General features: G+C 67.1%; 1 protein-coding gene. It reads left to right on the top strand.

The window, feature by feature from the left end:
• Nucleotides 1–708, top strand: a 708-nt coding sequence (locus ACLF3G_RS29510; RefSeq protein ID WP_430672940.1) for a transposase, incomplete at both ends; no start/stop codon positions are given.

The following is a 708-nucleotide window of genomic DNA, read 5'->3' as shown; positions in this document are numbered from 1 at the left end:
CAGCTCCGGCATCAGAAGGGTAAGGACGATACGCTCGATGCCGAAAGCGCCGCCCGCAGCGTACTCGCTGGCCAGGCCACGACACTGCCGAAGGCCGGCACGAGCACCGTCGAGATGATCCGCCACCTGAAGGTCGCCCGCGACACCGCCGTCAAGGCGCGCAGCCAGGCCATGCTGACGCTCAAAGCCATCATCGTGAGTGCGCCCTCGGCGCTGCGCGAGCAGCTCGGCTGCTTGGCCGGGAAGATGACACTGCTCCGCCACCTCGCTGTCCTGCGTCCGGGCCCACTCACCTCAACCACGGCCTCCGCTAAAGCCAGCCTGCGCGCCATCGCGCGGCGCTGGCTGGCCCTCAATGCGGAGATCAAAGACCATGATGCTCATCTCGAGCAACTGACCCAGCAACTCGCGCCCGACCTGGTGCAGGCGCACGGCATGGGCGCGGGCACCGCTGCCGAGATGCTCATCGTCATCGGCGACAACCCCGAGCGCATCCGATCAGAGGCAGCGCTGGCCAAGCTTTGCGGCGCCTGCCCTATCCCGGCTTCCAGCGGCAAGACAAACCGGCATCGGCTCAACCGAGGCGGCAATCGCCAAGCCAACGCGGCCCTCTACCGTGTGGTCATCGTCCGCATGCGGGGGCACCAGCCCACCCTCGACTACGTCAGACGCCGAACCGCCGAAGGAAAGAGCAAGCCCGAGATCATC

Source organism: Falsiroseomonas sp. HC035 (assembly GCF_050563525.1).
In the GTDB taxonomy this organism is placed as follows: domain Bacteria; phylum Pseudomonadota; class Alphaproteobacteria; order Acetobacterales; family Acetobacteraceae; genus Falsiroseomonas.
This window is presented reverse-complemented; position numbering and strand designations above follow the sequence as displayed.